Raw genomic sequence first — 18,754 nt, forward strand, 5'->3', positions numbered from 1 at the left:
ATCTTCATATGTAGATGTGGGATACACAAACTATTTCGTTGTTAAAAGAAAAAAGGACAGCACATGCTATCCTTCCGTATTAGTATTTCTTAACCGCTATACGATTGCCGTATGAATCATATATATATTGGAAGTTGGTTTGAACAGGTGTTGTTCCCATCCTGGTGATGGACTTTGCCACCATTCTTCCCTCATCATCATACTGATAGATGACATCAACCAAAGTAGGAAGCTGCACGAAGTCCACACCGTCATATCGGTAAATTTCACCAATGGAAGTGACCATGAAAGATTCATCTTGTGCATAACCTTCTGGAGAAGCTGGCATGATCAGTACAGGTTCTCTGACCAGCTGCTCGGTGTAGTTGTCTGTAACGACTTGTCGAATAACTCTTCCCTGCATGTCAAAAGCAAAATATGTAACTACATCCGTATAATCTACCAAATCGCTGATCGATTCCCACGGATCAATGACATTGAGGCGTTTTCGTTCAGCCCAGGTCATACTCACATGCGTTTCTCCATCGCTGATCATATCGGCACTGTGTGTGTCAGGATGTTTGTAATGATTGGCCTCAAGCTCGATGCTGGACAACTTTTCACGTTCGTTCAGAGTCATGATAACGTTATAACTTCCATCTGTTAACATGTCTGCACTGTGTGTATCCGGATGAGTATAGATCACCGTTTTGGAACCATTAAGATTAATGATTCCATTCTCGGGATGGTTTGAAACTCGATCACCACCCACCTTTACATATTTCCCACCGCTGTATGTATAGGTCGTTGATTCATTTTGATTGCTTGAGTCTTGGCGTACCAGATACAATCTTCCTGCTTCACCTAAGGTTGGCAGTTCAGTTTTGAGTCTGACCGAGACCACGTTTCCTACTGACACTGCGTCCAGTCTGCCATCAAGTGAGGCATAAGAATCCCTGGCTTGTTTAACTTCACGTTCTACTTTGGCAGCTTTGCTGAATGAAACAATATCCATGTGGTGGTCCTCCTCCTCCTACCTCGTAGTCAATCCAACGACCTCGATATCGAAGTGGGCTACATCTGTACCCAGATTTTTTAACGACAAGTGAAGTGTTGAAGTCCCATCTACGTCCTCATATGGCAAATCGATCATATCGTAAATCCCTTCCATAAAATTCCCCGTCGAGTATTGGGCATTGTTGAAGTAGAGAACCTCTGGATGTGGACCCGCACTGTTCAATATATGAACTTCCACATTCGTTTCTCTGGACGGAATGACCCTAATCGTTTTGATCATGAATCGAGGATGTTCCATGGGAATATCAATCATTGCCTTCGCCCCACCGGCAACATACTCTACTCTTTGGGCAAACGATACCGGCAATAGCACTTTTCTCATCTCCTCCATCAGTTTCCATGTCCTGTTCAAGAGTCTTCCCTCCTTCTAGGAATATGCGTATCCGGATACCGTCGTGGACGAAGATGATTGCCAGATGTGTTACCACTTCCGCTGTAAGACCAATCCCCCCACGTTTTCCCCACTAACCCCGCTTGCTGGACAGGAATTTTGACCTTAATGCACCAATCAAGCCCCGCAAAATTTTGTTTTGTTTTTAGGCCTCTTATGGTGTCTCGAATTAAACCTGCTCCACTGGATTGGGTCAAAAATTGATGCTTCAGTATCATATTTTTTTCATTAGGAATTCCCACTCTGGTTCGTGGCCCATAAATATACTTATCCGTAACGTATCCAATCAATTGATCATTATGGTTGTCCAGCATCCTCCATGTACCCCAACGGTAGATGTCAATTAATTCAGCCGTAGTGGATAACGTTCCTAATGAATAGACTATTTCCTTACCTTCAATGGTAACCGGAACAGCATCAAGATCGTATCCAATGCCATGGAGAACTGCCGCCTTACTCTGGGTATAGAGAGAACCGCTCTCGGCGGTCCCTACAACTTTCCCTTGATGTATAGCCATGTCCATCACCACCTTAATTCATCAGGACAGCAACCGTAGCGCCTGATAAGAAGCTCTGTCCACCAATCGACAGTGAGTATACCTTATATGTTTTAGTGCCCACTTTGATCTCATCTCCATGGGAAACTCCGGCAGAAGGTACCGCATAGATATCAATAAGCTCGCCTCTAGGGCCTTCCACACCATTACACATAATAACCGGAGCAAGATGATAAAGGGACCCCCACCCTGGATTAACAGGAAGCATGGCAGAGTAAGCATCATAAATGTTATTCACCATCTGTTTATCTTTATCACGCAACGTCCGGATACCATTATCCCCGTTGTAGCTGAGGCCAACACTCAAACTCGAGGAATCTGTCTCTGTGGCATATCTGTTCAGAATTCCGAAGTAACCCAGATTGGATATACCGGTGACCGAATTCACATCCCCCTGCAAGTAAATAATAATACGGTTTGGTTGAACTGAAACTTGGTAATCGATTAATAGATTCGTATCAACCGCACTCGTATGACATAGAAAGTCCTTTTTCACTTCGGCTCTGCCCAAAGGAATACTACCATCTGTTGCCATCACATCTTCAGCCACACTCACGGTCAATTTGTTTCCCGTAGTTTCCTTCGTGTTTCCAACCTCAAGTCTGAAGAACAGTTTATCAGAACCCGTTGTGCCCACCGATTTCAGCACGATCACACTCGCTGTCTCGTAAAAAATGGACCAGGGAGATCCCGCAATCGTTTTAAAACCTTGAACAATATTCGCGAATAATTCATTCATCTTAACTTTGCCTGTGAAAGTAGCCATTCCTCTTAAACACCTCCTATATTTGGAAAAGTAACGCTCTTTGCCCGCCACCAAGCAGTCTGGCACCATGGAAAAACTTCGGCCTTGAATACACAGGAGCTAGGTTCGAATTGTAGTAATAACGTCCATAATCTGTATTCGGATAATCCTGGTCTACCACATGAAACACGTAGTACTTGCCATCATTGCCAAGATCCAGAATTGATCCATCGGGGTGCTGGGCACTGTTTTTAAAAACAATGGAACGCATACCCTTGAATTCACCCCTAGCTCCTTCAGATGGATGATAGACCATGAAAGGCGTAACATAGTATCTGGAACCCACACCTGGAGAAGGAATCGACTCAGTTCCAAAATTGTACAGTGCATACTCCGTTCCATTCCGGGAAGTCATAACGACACCTCTGGGCGTATCATATTGGTCTGATGTGTTGTTATCCGAAGCGAATAAAGGCATATGTGGGAAAACGCCATAAAATTTATTGGCAATCGCCGGGTCTTCTTGCTCTAGTGGCTGGCATTTACCTAGGAATATTCGTACGGGATAAGCTCGTTCCGGGTAGTTCAGACTCTCTCCGTGAATAAAAAGGATATCCTCATTCGAAATTACTGACCACTTATAGTTCACATTGTACTGCACGTTATGACACAAAAATGGCGTTTCCGTCATGAATTTATCTGTGTCCACTGGTGGATTGACGAATAGATCTGGTGATGCCACATTGCTTCCCAGGTTCTTCAGTCCCCAGCGAATATTGACGCCCCTGGCGTGTGCAATCACACACATGGTAAATCGCATGGATGTATTTTTTTTATTGGTAAGCAGCGCATTTCCCCAGTTGGCATAGGTTGTTTCGGCAGTATGTACCGTATCCCAGTAAGGATCGAGCGCATCTTTCAATGTGTTAACAAGTGTTGAAGTAAATAAGCTTAGCGTACTGGTAAACTCGTGTCTGCGAATCATGGTCATGCGCTACACCTCCTTCTCAATTTCGAAAAGCAGCACCCGCTGCCCGCCACCGAGGAGTAACGCTGAATCGAAGAAGTAGGGTTGACCTGCATACGCGGTACCGTTTGTTGCATAAAACTGCTGATTCGTAGCAGGATGAGCTTGGTCGAATGCATGGAAGACATAATATCTTTCATCGCCCAAATCCAAGATTGATCCATCGGGATACTTACTGGCATCCTTGAGTACCGCAGTTCTTATACCTTGAAATTCACCTCTGGCACCTTCTGTTTCATGCCAGACGTAAAATGGTGAGATGAAAAATCTCCCTCCTAAACCGGGTGAAGGTACTTGTGAACTCGTTGCAAAGTGATATAATGCATTTGGCGTTCCATTACGTGAAGAACGCATGTAACCGCGCCCTGTTCGATATTTAAGTTCATCATCGTTATCGATTAAACCGTGCGGAAAATGAGAGAAAATACCGACGTTATCGTTAGCAATCAAAGGATCTTCTTCTTCGAATGGTTTTACTCTTCCAAGATACATACGGAATGGATATGCTAGATTTAAGTTTGTCTGAGGTTCACCAAAGAGAAATATATAGTTCTCTGTGATAAATAGACTCCACTTCCAGTAGACATTAACTGCGGTGTTTACACGTTGGTATTCATTAGCATAAACAGAGTTGTAGTCCATTGTATGAAAAGGGATTTCGGTGACTGCTCCAAGATTAGTATATAAATCGGGTAATATTGTAGATCCATTATTTCTTAAACCAGTTCTTAGAACATAATTCTTAGAGTACGCTCCACGACTATTATCACTAGCATATGTATAACTGGAAGAATTCATTGAAATTGTAAAAAAAATATTAGGATCATTATTATTTTTTGCCGTTATTGTTCCTTGATTGGCGATACTATTTAGACTTGTATTCCAGGATTTGGGCTGTGCGTAGTTATTATTGTTACTATAAGACCACTCCCAGTGGACATCGCCATACAAATCCTGTGTTACTGTGTCGTACAGGGTCTTAATAAACGTTGAACAGTACGAGTAAAACTCATACCGACGCAGGGCACCTAATAAAATATTTTCAGCCAACTACCTCACCTCCTTAGGCACCAAATCGGATTTTCATTTCGTGAAAGATGTTCTCTTTAAGTACGGTTAACAGAATTGATTTCACCATGTCGCTTCTCTCTGTTATGAGATTCTCTTGATAAGACTGCTCTTTATCCTCAGCTCCATCCTCTGATTCCACACCACTACTAGCAGCCTCATAAATTTCAGGTAACCCTTTTAGTGAAGGCAGAAACTTATGAGCCACATTATCAAACAGGATATTGCTTTCAAAAGCAAAGATCAGGATTTCAATTTCCTCTGTACTGAATGGCTCTAAGTGATTGCCCACTAATTTATCCATAATCGTATGTAGTGCAAACTTCACATCCTGCACGGTCCTCGTCACGTCAAATCACAACCTTTCTGATTTTTACTTGTTTGATGTTACCACTAGCATCGTATTCAAATGCCTTCTGCACTCCCTGGCCGTCATAGATCATGGTCTCAGTCTTAACGGAACCATCGGCATTGTAGGTAAACGATGTTTTCTTTAATAGCTGCGGAGTCAAGTCCACAGAGAACACTTCTTCTGACTCGATGTCACCATTGGAGAAGTAGTTATACACGACATCGAGCTCAAGTGTACTTCCTTCAAGAAAGACAAGCCTCCTCCGGATGTCCGTGTCATCGAAGGTAGCACCACCTTGAAGCACATAATACTCTGCACCGTTGTTGATTTCGCGCAGTACTTTACCCGTAATGTCACGCTGATACTCAATAGACTTGATCTGCCCGTTACTCTCGGTAACTTCCTGTCGTTCTAGATTTCCATCCGGGCTATAGAAGTGCTCAATGATACGGTTAATTCCTCCATCAATCTTCTCGGTATGTACTTTCCCATCTGGATAGTAGGTATATTCGGTTACCGAAGTGGTGTTAATAATAGACCCTCGACCAATGACTGTTACTCTGGCTTCCTTAGGCACATCAAAAGTAAACCGTATAAGCGTATCGTTATATTCAATGTAATCGTCTCCTGCATCCATGCGTATTCCATCCAGAAATACCTCTGCGGAATTCGAACCAATCACATATCTGGGCACTTGAAAATCCCTAGTCGTCGACAACCTGCTGTTAGGAGCAGAAGTGAAATGAAATACGGATTGATGCTCCATGGTGCCTCGACTCTCAGCGAGTTCAAGACGACTCTGCATGTTGTCGAGTCTGTCCTTGAGAGCATCATAGACGACTCCGTTTTTATCTTCTCTTGAAACCACAACTTCTTCAGCAGTTGCTTCTAATTGGGCTTCCATCGCTTCGATCGCCGTATGATGTGAAGCAATTGTTGCGGTCTGCTCACCAACGGTTTTTTCCAGATCATCTACACGAACTCCCAATACAGACATGTCATTTTCAATAGAACCCTTTGTTAAGAAATACCTGAAATCCAAAGCCGTAAGTGAAGTTGTTGGAGAAACTCCGACATCGAGTCCACCAATGATCATGGCATCCTTGGGCTCTTTTTGATCTGAACTATAAGAGTACTCCCCATTTTCATGAAGGAAAATATAATATGTTGTGTTTGCCACAATGTCCGGGATGCTGAATGTCTGAGTAAACTGATCTACAATAATCTTGTTGATACTGGCTCGTCCTGCATTAATCGTAACTTGAACACTGTTATTTGTATCTAGATACGTGGGGTTAATAACACTGAGATCCTGAATGGGTTGCTTCGCTACAACTTCAATCGCTTTCTCCAACGTGTCAAATCGATGATCTATGGATGCCTCTGCTCCACGTGCTTCTTTTATTTCCGTCTCAGCGAGGCTCAACCTCTTCTCATGGTCATCCTGGCCCTTGGAAAGGGTATTGACATCTGCTCTTGCCGTCAGAATATCCTGCTGAACATCATCCAGTCGTGAGCTGTTTGAGATAACCTTAGTCTCAACATCGCCTAGTCTCTGATCATGATCTTTAACAGCATCTCGGCTATCGCTTGCAGACTCTTCTACGCGCGTGATTCGGTCACCTAGACTGAGTGCAGACCCTCTAGCTTCATCCAACTCTGCAAGATAGGCATCAATCTCATCATGCGTATGCGCCCCAATATCCCTCAATTCCTTATGGCTCTTGGCGGATGATCGATGAGACTGGTTAATTCTTACTGACATTTGACCACCTCCATTCATGCCTTACATGATCTATACGTAATTACTCCAATTCGATTAAGTCATATGTATGTCGAATACATCTGTAGCGAAAATTTGACCTGGGAAGCATACCTGTCTTGAGATTCTTCTCTTTCCATTCGGAGCCAGAACGGATAGGACGCTCCTGGCAAAATAGTAAACGCGGTGATCGAGTAACTGAAGGACCCAGGAATGCCTTCAACATCAGGCGCAATCTGCACTTTATCCGTCCCGCTTGTGAGCGCAAAGGTTACATTTTTAAAGTCTCCTGATATCATGGGGTTCTTGGCAAACATTCGAACTTCTTGTGTAGCAGAACCACCTGCGGTTAAATAGCCTAGAAACCGATCCGTGTTAGGATAAAGAAGCACATCGAAATCTTCTCCTGTTTCAGGATTCGACTCTTTGTAATATAAATCTGGGGTAACCTCAAAATACATTAGGTCTCCCCTGTATAACTTTATAGAGTCCATGGCCTGAAACCGATTTCCATCCGGAAGCCTAATCCCGAAATTGCCCTCAAACGGATATGGATATGGATCCATGTTAAAATGTACAACCGTTTCTTCAGATCGGCATACCCTGGACTCAAGCACAACACCCTTCTGATCGATTAGATCAACCACAGTTCCTTTGGTTAGATTGTCTACGGCAATAGATGTTCCTTTGTTAATTCGAATATACTGAACATGCATGGGGTGATCTCCTTCACCCTTCAGATAGAGACCAATCTTAGGAGCTCCCACCAGTTCTACAGAACCAATGATGTTCCAAATCAAGCCATCATCTGACCAATACGCCGTATAATAGTTATAATCTCGAATCAATCGTATCCACGGATAAGTCTTCAGCAAAGGCTTTGGCAAGGACATATCCAAAAACTCTTCAATCTCCATGTAATTATGTTCGTCTACAAACACGATAACTCCACCGTAGCATCCCTCTGTATCGGGATTGTAACTATTCTTCACATCCATGACGAATTGCTTCATATCCGTCAGAGGTTTATAGAACATATACAGTGGATCTTGACCATGTTTGAGCACCAGGCTGCCACTACCCGCTTCATAGCGAGTAGCATCGTTAGGGAGTACTTCCCATTTGGAATCCAGGTTGGAGCTTAGGAACGCATCCTCATAAATCCTGCCTGACTCTTTCAGTCTCGCAACACCCATACAGATCCTCCTTTCTTTACGTAAATAACCAGATGCGTTTACCGATTACACACATCTTAGGCCTTGCTTTCCAAACTTCCAGCAAACATTTAATCAGTGCTTCAACACACTTGTCTCCCCCACCACCTTCGCAGTAAGGAATGACATAGACGTCATCACAGATCCAGTTGGTCAGTTCCATCCAATCTAGATTAGCGTATTCGTAACTACGCGTACCCACTTCCTGAAGCGAGGTGAACACCCATTTGAATTCATGTTTGCCCTTGGGCACTGGATGTGAAAATGTATAGTATCCACCCTCATGGGTGAATGTTTTGATCAGCTCATTGTCAATGAAGAAATCCAGCTGACAATCAAACGGTTCAGGTACCCACACCCATCTTTCGTAGGTTTTGAAGTCATGCACCCGGAAGGTGGTCAGATATCGTTTTCCTGTCCAATCGCTAATTTGCCCCTTCTGATCTGTTGTAATCTCCACCTTATACTTGCTATATGGCTTGGGAGCCAGATCATTCAGTTCGAAGCCACGATACCCATCCCCGTAATACTTTTCATCCCATAACACTTTTCCGTCCTCACGTGTAATTTTTACGCGCATATTACTGATATCGCAGCCGCCCATCCAGATCGGTTTGTTATTCCAAACTTCAAAGTGAGTCACCTCAGCCCAGGATGGTTCAACTTTGATAATATCATCAATATTCAGTTTCCCTCCCCAGATCATGGCGCCATCTCCCGGGCATCCTCGCTCGAATCGAACACGAACCTCGTAATTTTTTTTCTGATTTGAGGTATTTTCCACTTCAATAGAGATGATCTGGTCCTCTTCAGTTGTTACTTCTCGTGGTGGAATTAATAGTTGACCGTCCTCATAAGTTTCAATGACAATTTTGGTTCCTCGACAAGCCCTATCTCTATTCTCGTACAATCGAATAACGTCGAGCCAGACATGACTGCCACCATCTGGCGCAGCCGTATCTGGGCCAGGTGGATTCCATGAATCTTCTCCTGGATGGGGAGATTTATCCTTTAGATATATCCCCCCCTTCGCATCAGTGCAATAAGCGCCCCAGGTCTCTGTAAAGCTCCCATTACTAAGGGTGAAACCACCAGCATCAAGACCCGTGGCGTTAGATGAGTCCTTATTTTTATGGAGTGTGTATGTAATGGTATATTTAGTTCCTGGTTCTAGGTTAGTTGGAATTTGGATGCTTTCACCTGTTTGGTTACCTGCTTCTACTTTCAATTTTCTAAGAAGGCTTTTTGCCCCAGTCTTAGTATTTGTCAACTCAACATCCACATAGGTTTTATTATCATAAATAGAGTAATTAACTAGTTTATCTCCGTTTTTACCGTTAGGATCTTCAGTTCGAATTTGAAGGTTCTTAATGGATGCATGATAAGGAATCCCTTTTGAATCTTCATCTTCGTCTTTCAAGGTATCCGTAAGTCCAATACACAAGGTATAAGTACCCGGCTCCTTAACAGTCACTTTTTTGTTAAAAGGTATTGCATCCTTCCACTGCTTATCAGTAATAGATTTGTAGTTAATTATTCCTTGGTTGTACCCTAAATTTTTCTTCTTATCTAAGATGACTACACCTTGTTTCGCCTCTACTTGTGTACCTTTGTAATACTGGACACGAAATCTGGCTTTCTCATCTCCATCAAATAGATAACACATATAATCGAAACTGATTTCAAAGCTTCCATTACAATAAAATTCAACGTAAACTTTTCTGGTGTGTTCACTTCCAAAATCTGAATCTTTATTACCTGGTCTGGTATTACGGACATCTATTGAGTAATAATTTAAATTTTTACCCGGCTCTTTTATTCCTGCTTCTGCTTTGAAAGTAGAATCTTTAAGCGTTCTTAATCCATATACCTTTAACTTTTGAACCGGGTATACAGTGAGATATTCCGAGAATTGAATCGTCCCAACGTCAGAAACAACAAAATCTCGTTTAATGGCTTTATTGTTCGTAACACCTATCGCATATGCTCCACCAGATCCTGAGAAGACCTGTCCCTGATTATAAGCCTTCCACAAAGCATTACGATCAGACTTACCTGAATAAAGCTTTTGCCCGTATTGAATGTCATGATTCTTGAACGAAGCTGGATAACACTCTTCTCCAAAAGGACTTTTAACTGCTATACCTGATTGATCATTACTGGTACCATTCCCTCCGGAATTTGCTGATCCATTTTCTGCTCCGCCCGTACTACCATTACCTGGTGCATACGCCTTACCATCCCGGTAAATCCAGCGGAAACTGTGACTCCCCGATGGTAATGGATACATACAATTTGTTCCATAGTCTCCATTGGATTGACTCCCGGTCCAGACTGAAACACCATCAATTTGAAGTTCCAGTTTCTCGCCGGTGTCAAATTCCCCTCCATACTGCCAGCAGATATATCCTGAGTTGTCTAACTGTGCTTCAAACTCGCATATGAAATCCTGATCATGACCTTGGGCCCACATCACGCCATCTCCGACTACAACTTCTTTCCAATCCCAACTCCCTATGAACCTCAATGCCTCATCATAGTTGCCTTCGTCATTAAATATCTCTTTAAACACGTTCTCATCTCTTGAAGCTCCTGTGACAGGATTATATCCGGCGTCCATTGCCGGATATATACGCATATGCTCTTTTACACTAAACTTGGCACCAGGGTTCAACTCCGCCTTATACGTAATCGTATCTCCATGTTGTTCTGTCCTTGCACCAGCATCCGTAACATCCCAGTTCCTTGTCACATCAACATATGAGCCTAGCGGAGATAAGGTACGATATGTATTGCCGGTGTTGTTTCCATAGGTGAACGGTTTATCTATCTCATGTATGAGTGGTTCTTCGGTCAAGCGATCTCGAATATAAAACTGTATTAGATTAATACCAGCCTCCAAAGGGATTCGTATCTGATCTCCGTGACTTTGCATGGTTGTATAATGTTCTAACATGCCGTTGACTGTTACCTCGAACGCTTCAGTAGTCCTCAATTGATGAGAGTAACTGAATAAAAACCAACCATCATCATCTAGAGTCACCTCTGTTTGGGCAATCATATCACCTTGCTTTGGTTCATCCAGACGCAATGTATCATTGTGACGAATCCAACTGGGAATTCCCGACATTGTCCATTGATAATTCCCAATCCCTTGTCCATAAAGACTGGGCTCCCAGTGATCAATTTCTTGAGGGGGACAAATGACCTCAACTACCCCTTTCAGGTCAATGGTCGTATCATGCCCTGCAACAATTTCATACTCAATCTTGGCTAGGTCGGTTTCCGTTTCTGAATATTCTCCATTCAGTATCCACTCCACACCATGCAAGGATCGAGCATAACTACCATGATCTCCATCTCCGCGTTGACTCCGCTGAACGAATTCATCATCAAAAAACAACTGATAATCATGATCGGGATACGGCTCTTCATCCACACCCATTTTGTAGGCAAATGAGATACTTCCGTTACATTCGTTGTCCAAATCCATTATCATAGTTTTCTTTCGTAAATCATCTGCAATAAATTGACCTTGAAAATGCGCTTGTGCCACACTTTGTGGGGATCTTACTACCCAATTACCGTACTCATGTACATGCTCACCATCCAGATCGTAATCTTTTGGTGCAGGCGGCTTACGTGTATCCACAATCTCAACGACTTCAATATCCTTGATATAAATGCCATTGTTCTGCCATACTTCAGGTCTCATTTTGCGAATTAACCAGTCGAACTTATACATCTGTCCTGGCTGCAACGTAAATGCAGCTTCTTGCCATCCGCTATTCTCGCTCCATTCGCCCCCAACTTGCTGCCCATTAATATAGAACAGCATGCCATTACCGCGCTTGGCACTAGCCAGGTACTTGAACCTGATCTGTCCATAACGCTTCACACGCCAGTTAAATGTGATTTTGGATGAGTTGCCAATCTCCAGAAGCCCTAAGTCCAGTTTTAAGATCATCTCTGAACCAGATTGTTCATTTCGGCCTACGGAGTGGACAGCTACCCATTCCTGATCCTCCGTCGATGATACATATCTGAAGAAATCAGGGAATTTATTCGAGAACGGGACGTCCTTTTTCATTGAAAAGAGCGGAATCTCATATACGGTTGCATCAAAATGATTAAAGTAATTCCCACTAAAATGATGGTAGTAGGGTGCCGGACAAACGGGCAACGATACACCATGATGACTACCGCCAGGCTTCTGAGCATTTTCAAGAATCTTGTGAATACAATCTTTAATCATCTGCAGTACTCGCTGATATTGTGTTTTATCTGGAGGCTGCTGTTGTTCTACCCACCATTCAATCCTGCGATACATATTCCACAGTGCTTCACGGCATCGTACACTCGCATACCACGACTTATCTTTCAGATATTGCTCAATGATTTGATCAATACTGTTTTCCAGTGCATCCAATTGAACCGTCTGCCATCGTCCTATCTGACCGTAACCTGGATCACCCAGAATAGGATTATTTTCTTCGCCATGCCGGTCCGTTTCACTCCTCGGTGCATTGGGACTCTGCGGTAGATACGCAGGGTTATTGGGGTTGCCGTAACTTTCGTCCGCAATCTTCGCTCTCATATTCGCGAACAATACACCTTTCTGTGACTTGGAGAACAAACCAAATGTATGACCCATACCAATCACCTCCCAATCTCTCTATACGACAAAAAGAGCACCGAGTTAATCGGTGCCCGTCAGATCATATTGCAATTTCGAATCTGTGTAGATCTGGAGTTTATTTTTCATGACCGACACGGACAATGTATACCATTTTTCCTTCTCCCACTTAAAGGGTTGCATCGGAGAACCCACTGCAGTTGGATTGCCAGCAACGATTTTATATAGCTGCATCGGCGTTCTCATATCCAGACTGTTATCGCTATCTCCTCCGTGAACCATAAACATCCAATAATTATTTTCATCGAAGTATTTGAAAATAATTCCTGCGCCATTCCCATCCGTACTTGTATCCACCTTGAAATCAATGGAGAACTTATACGTCTCAGCCAGGAAATTATTGCGGTACCATCCACTGATGTCCTTCGTATCTGCCTTGGAATAAAACTTTCCAAGCAATTGATCCCAATCCCAATCGCCTTGACCGAATTTAGTCCAATCGTCTGACTGGGATAATTCCAGCGCATCCATATCCTTGGAATACGGATAGTACACATTAAACGGATCATTCGGATCATAGTCCTCTGGAACACCCAATCCCCCTTCCCAATCTTCAGGATCCATCCCTCGATCGAGCAGATCTTCCGAGTAATCGAATATGAGACCCTGTGCCATGGTGTCCATCATCGGAATGTAAGCATCAGCGGATTCACGTTCAGCCACCGGATGATCATTCAGTGTGAAACTCTCACGCGGTTCCATCTTAGCTTCGTGATACATTTCCATAAGATGAGCTGTTCTCTCGGGAAGGAACGCATGCAACTGTTCCAGATACTCTGCTCTTTTCTCAGGTCTTTCAGCGAAAATAAAACCTGTGATGACTTGAGAACAGCGTTCTTCAAATGAAGCCATGAGAGAATCAGGATCCTCAATTTCAGACAATCTGGCGTTCGCTATACCTGTCGGCAACTCTCTTTCTATACTGGATTCACGTTCCTCAATTATCCCTTTAAAATCATCTTCAATAAGATAACCCGGGTCTATCAACTTACTGCCAAAGCTCTCGCCGTCATTAACAATGTAACTTGTGTATGGAAGACTATTTCCGTAACTTAACTCCTCACTGGAGAAAGCAAACCTCTGGAGTGTGGTACCATATATCCCATCAAAATGCTCACCGGCTCGCTCACCCCCAACGCCACTTTCCATTTCATGTGAATGACCATATCGATCCATTTTCCCCGCTGCGAATTGCTCCCAATCCAGAGTCGTGCTTCTTAACAAGTTCATTCCAGAATCCAATTGGTGGTTATACGCGTCATAAGAACTTCTGGAGCTCATGAACGAGTTATCTTCAATATGAACGTCTCTCGTTTTAAGGTAAGCATATTCGCTTTGGATCAGGTCTATCTGTTTATATTGGAAGCCAACAAGTTCCATGTCCAAAATGGATTCATTAAATTCCTTGTTTCCGTAGAACATGTCCTGATCCAAAGATCCATTTCGCAGCTTCACTACATCATTGATCGTCTCATGGGTATGAGCCCATCTTTCAGCTTTTACCCCAAATAGATTGTCATGCAAGAATGCTGATCTATCCTCTTTATTTAACTCAAGCGTTTGGGTCACATCAGTTTCTTTACCGTTTTTAAACGCATGAATTTGCACATCAATAGTGGAATCTTTGGCATTTTTCAGACCATACATGTTCTCTTCCAAATATCCATATTGCGGTTTGTCAGCGAGCAGATTCTCCTCCAAATTGCCGTACTGAGGTTTATCCGCTGAGAGCACGATTTCTATTGTTCCATACTTCAAGTTTGTTCCACCAACAATCTCAACCGGAACATCACCGTATTTCAGATTCGTTCCGCCAACAATCTCTACAGGTATATCTCCATAACTGAGCCCCGTCCCACCCACGGATTCCACTGGAACATCTGCATATTTCAGATTTGTACCGCCTAGTGGTAGCGTGAGGTCCATGTAACCATATTGCGGTTTATCCGCTATAAGTTGTTCTTCATGATTAGCAATCTTTTCAATAATGCTATCAGTTGTCTCATGAAGGTAAACATCATGAGTATGCTTATAGGCAAGAATCACATCATAATCCAGTGCCGAATCCTTTGTACTCTTTATCGAATCATAGATCAGTTCAACCAAGTTGGTATCTCTGAACCCTTTACCACCGTACCAACCCTCACCATGCAATTCACTCAAGCGTAACTTGACAACTTCACTCTCAATCTCGTGGACTGATGCCTCTTTCACGATTCTTGTAAAATGGTTATCTTCAAGCATGAGGGATAATCTGTTCATGTTATCCGAAATGATTTCAACGTTCAATTGTCCTTTGCGCATGATGGAATGAGCCGTCAGCATATCGTCAAGATTCACAGATTTCATTACAGTAGTGGCTAGAGATATCTCATCTTGCACCGATCCATATCGTTCTACCCTAATCGCTTCAGGAGTAATATTTACCAACGTGGATTCCCATGCTTGACGCATACCTGCATTAAACTCAATATCCATCGCACTTTCTCTTGCCCACGATGAACCAAGCGTATATCCAATCCCAGCTACTCCATCTCGATATTTCGCGCTGCTTATGGAATAATCGTCGCTGAGCAATGCTGATCTCCATTCCATAGTCGCCAGTGAGTAATCGATATCAATAGCTGCCTGACGTGGTTCAATCATGCCAATTGAATAGCTCTCATTCAAATACAACTGTCTAATCTTGGCTGTGCCTATAGAGTACTCACCACTGATTAAACCTTCTCTTGTTGGATTAGTAGCCATAGGTTGTTGATCATACGAGTATCCCTCACGAGTCTTTGACGTTCCAATAGCATATTCGCTGTTCAGAAGCATCTGGCGCAAGTTTGTACCACCCATGGTGTATTCATCATCAATCATTCCATAACGTTCGCGGGAAACCCCGCCCATATTTAATTCGGTATGAATTATGCTTTCACGGTTCATGTTGGAACTCACGACATCATGGTCAAGAACCATTCCGTCCCGTTTGTATTTTGCGCCTATCCCGTACTCATCAAAGGTTTGTCCTCTGCGTTCAACCTGACTTCCTTCATACGCTGGGTCATCAGGGAATAATCCCCCTCCAGGATTCAGATAACCTAATGAATCTTCTAACTCAATAATAGCCGGTCTTGCATTAAAATCGGCGCCGTAAATGACTTCCGTAATTTCGCCATGCTGATCTTCCTTTACTTTCACTCCCTCGAAAACGTCTGTCTCTAGTGTGGAGTTACGTCTGTCGAGTTCGGCCAATCGAGATTCATCTTCAAGTACTGTTATGCTCAAATCTTTGGATGCTTCTGAGAGTCCCGTCCCTATATCACCAAGCTGAGATTCCTTCGCACCTTCGAAATTAAAGGAAATGATGCCTGATCTGCTTCCTTCTTTATCAGCTGTTAAGATCCCACAATCGATTAACGCATCTACCCGCTCTCTAACCCCAGCCAAAAACGGTTCATCAAAATAAACCGAAGCGTCTGCATTATTCACAGCTTCCATCATCATTTCCAAGATGACTGCCGGGCTGTTCTCCAAGATCTCCCCAACGATAAATTCCTCATCCAAATATCCAGGGTATGCTTTATTCCCCAACCATCCTCCACCAACCAATTTGTCCAAAAGCTCATCCCGAATCATGGTTGGTCGACTACTTTCTCGGATAGATTGCAGGATCGTTTCCAGATGTAACTTTTTACGATCTCTATGTGATACAAGTGGTTTCTCTGTCAGATGTACATGCTTCTGTTCGTCATTCTTTCCATACGAATTTAGCTTTTCCAGCATGGTAGAACGTAATAATTCTTTGTCAGCCAAATGGTCCTCAGACTCAGGTAACCACAAATCATGAGCCAACGCTCTTTCTGCCGTTGTTGAACCAGCCGTATAACTTTCAAAGAATGCTTTTCTTTCTGCACCTTCTTCGCTGTTCGGGATGTACAAATTCTTTTTCTCTGTTTTTGCAGTAAGGAAGTTATCCTCAATATAGCTGTCTAATTTGTTTTCCCTTTCACCAAGTGATTGCTTGTTAAGTACTTCAAGAGCCTCTACAGTCACTCGTTTGCCCAGCCTACTTTCTCTCTCCACATACCCAGGGACCTTACTGATCCTTCTGCTCTCCTGCAAATCTCTGAAAACAAAACCGTGCTCCATACTTTCACGATAAGCCTGTTCTGCATGACGGTCTACCTCACTATGAACCACATAAATCCGTTGTGCCTTAGGACGCTCGTGCTCAATATACATTTTCTCCAAATAAACTCTTTGCCCCGTAGTCAGATTACCCATGACGTTCATATCTTCCGCTTGATCCCGAACAGCCCAAGGAAATTGCCTTTCCACATCCGTAATAGTCCCTATATCTCTGGATGCCAAAATGATACCGGATGCTGTAGTTGCTGGATGTTTGTCTATAATTCTGTGAGCTTGGAGCGGATGCCAAAGGGTATCACTCGGACGAAAGACTAACGCATTTCGATGTTGGTCACGGCTACTTTGACTGAGATCATCATGAAAGTAAAGTTGCTTGTTGACTTCTCGCGTACTTCTCATTTCGGTATGTAGAACAGTGGGGTACTGACGTTCCTTCAGTTTGGCAAGTACATTCTCATGAGTAGTCATTTCATTCTCGATTACCCGCGTAGCCTGATTCAGTTGTGAAAGAAACATGTTCTCTTCGATGTCTCTGATTGCTTGAACAATTTTGCCTGTAGTCGTTCCAGCAAACGTTGTTTCTCGCATAGCTGTTCCTAGTGTTTGCATGAGTGTTAATTGTGCAATGTTATCCACTCTTTGGGCTAAAGGCAACGTGCGATCAAGGTGCATATACTTTATTTCCTGAAAGCGACGTATATATGCAGTAGACATATCAGAGAGAATGGATAATTGCTGATGATCATCTACTCTTTTCCCAATCATGACAGCTTGTTCGGCAAATGTTTCTTTATGACCATCACGAAAACCTAGTAGATCCCGATATAGAATTTCCACATCTAGTTTGCTTACCTTCCTGGACTGAAGACTCCTCTCCAGTTCTGTACTTCTGAAGTGGTCCTGAATGGCTTCTAACAAAGAATCATTTTGTGTCCGGCGTCCGATGATCTTCTCCACTTTCTCGAAAACCTCTGCCACATCCATATCCGGTTTATCGCTTCGAACAGTGTGTATCAATTGTTTAATCACCAGTTCAGAACTGCTACCTTGCTCTGCACTATCTGCATAATCCGCAATCATCCCAAATTCACTAACCCTGAAACTGATTTTTCCAGGCTCCAGCTTATCCAGATTCTTCACAAAGTTACGAGTTAGACCCAAATTACGGACAATCTTTAGCTCTTTATCGTTATCTACGCGCCAGCCCTCTGACATTTCTTCATGAATGAATGAATCCTTTAAGCCTCTGGGCCTATGGCCCTCATCTTGATGATCCATCTCCAAAGCCTCAATTAAAGCAGACCGCTCCATTTCAAACGAAAATTCCATGACATCGCCTTGCTTGGTAGCTGAGCTCGATCCTTCCATGGAACTGTGTAAAAGTCCTTCTTTATCCTGTTTAGCATCACTTAGAACAATAAATCGTTCTTCTCCTTCCAGATCCTTGCGAATCGCTTCCACAAGTTGATGATTAAATCCATGAGAGATCGATCTTGCCATGTAGAAATCAAGCATCAGGACACTTGGATACCGGCTGTAAGGCATATATATAAATCGATAATCCTCAGGCCTGCTTCCTGTAGTTCCGACTGTAAACAGGTAACCGTACTGAGTTGTCGTGTAATCTATAACGGTGAAATCAAACTTGTTGACTACTTGACTCACATCACTGCCCCCTTCCAACTAAAAAAAGGGAACCCCTGAGTGGAGTCTCAGAAAGTTCCCTCTCACTGAATCTATACGACTCAG

The 18,754-nt window shown here is 43.1% G+C and carries 11 protein-coding genes; all 11 read right to left on the reverse strand.

Translation table 11 applies throughout. The features are described 5' to 3' along the window. Nucleotides 1-79: 79 nt before the first annotated feature. Genes MHB85_RS19815 through MHB85_RS19865 form a run of 11 tightly spaced genes read right to left on the reverse strand, consistent with a single transcriptional unit; the run spans nt 80 to nt 18,670 of the window. Nucleotides 80-994, reverse strand: coding sequence for a hypothetical protein (locus MHB85_RS19815; RefSeq protein WP_192130997.1), 915 nt, complete (start codon nt 992-994; stop codon nt 80-82). Nucleotides 995-1,012: 18 nt separating this feature from the next. Beyond that, complete coding sequence (locus MHB85_RS19820) at nt 1,013-1,408, reverse strand: hypothetical protein (RefSeq protein ID WP_192130995.1); 396 nt, start codon at nt 1,406-1,408, stop codon at nt 1,013-1,015. Beyond that, nucleotides 1,405-1,965: a hypothetical protein gene (locus MHB85_RS19825; RefSeq protein WP_105599458.1), complete on the reverse strand. Its 561-nt coding sequence runs from the start codon at nt 1,963-1,965 to the stop codon at nt 1,405-1,407. Before MHB85_RS19825 ends, MHB85_RS19820 begins: the two co-directional genes overlap by 4 nt. Nucleotides 1,966-1,978: 13 nt before the next feature. Next, nucleotides 1,979-2,770, reverse strand: a complete 792-nt coding sequence (locus tag MHB85_RS19830) for a hypothetical protein (RefSeq protein ID WP_192130992.1) — start codon at nt 2,768-2,770, stop codon at nt 1,979-1,981. Nucleotides 2,771-2,786: 16 nt separating this feature from the next. Next, on the reverse strand, nt 2,787-3,740 hold the full coding sequence (locus tag MHB85_RS19835) for a hypothetical protein (protein WP_192130991.1): 954 nt from the start codon (nt 3,738-3,740) through the stop codon (nt 2,787-2,789). Nucleotides 3,741-3,743: 3 nt separating this feature from the next. Then, a complete protein-coding gene (locus tag MHB85_RS19840; protein ID WP_192130989.1) occupies nt 3,744-4,826 on the reverse strand; it encodes a hypothetical protein in 1,083 nt (360 codons plus the stop codon). Nucleotides 4,827-4,839: 13 nt separating this feature from the next. Further along, nucleotides 4,840-5,148 (reverse strand): hypothetical protein, encoded by a 309-nt coding sequence (locus MHB85_RS19845; RefSeq protein WP_146117054.1) that lies wholly within the window; start codon nt 5,146-5,148, stop codon nt 4,840-4,842. Between the two features lie 46 nt (nt 5,149-5,194). After that, entirely contained in the window at nt 5,195-6,961 is a 1,767-nt protein-coding gene (locus MHB85_RS19850; protein ID WP_192130986.1) for a hypothetical protein, read from the reverse strand. 59 nt (nt 6,962-7,020) lie between these two features. Further along, complete coding sequence (locus MHB85_RS19855) at nt 7,021-8,154, reverse strand: hypothetical protein (protein ID WP_192130985.1); 1,134 nt, start codon at nt 8,152-8,154, stop codon at nt 7,021-7,023. 16 nt (nt 8,155-8,170) lie between these two features. Next, complete coding sequence (locus MHB85_RS19860) at nt 8,171-12,826, reverse strand: hypothetical protein (RefSeq protein WP_192130983.1); 4,656 nt, start codon at nt 12,824-12,826, stop codon at nt 8,171-8,173. A 45-nt stretch (nt 12,827-12,871) separates the two neighbouring features. After that, the gene (locus tag MHB85_RS19865; protein ID WP_341073543.1) at nt 12,872-18,670 is read right to left on the reverse strand and encodes a hypothetical protein; all 5,799 of its coding nucleotides are present in this window, start codon (nt 18,668-18,670) and stop codon (nt 12,872-12,874) included. Nucleotides 18,671-18,754 lie beyond the last annotated feature (84 nt).

The organism is Paenibacillus sp. FSL K6-4396, assembly GCF_038002525.1.
GTDB classification, from domain to species: domain Bacteria; phylum Bacillota; class Bacilli; order Paenibacillales; family Paenibacillaceae; genus Paenibacillus; species Paenibacillus amylolyticus_B.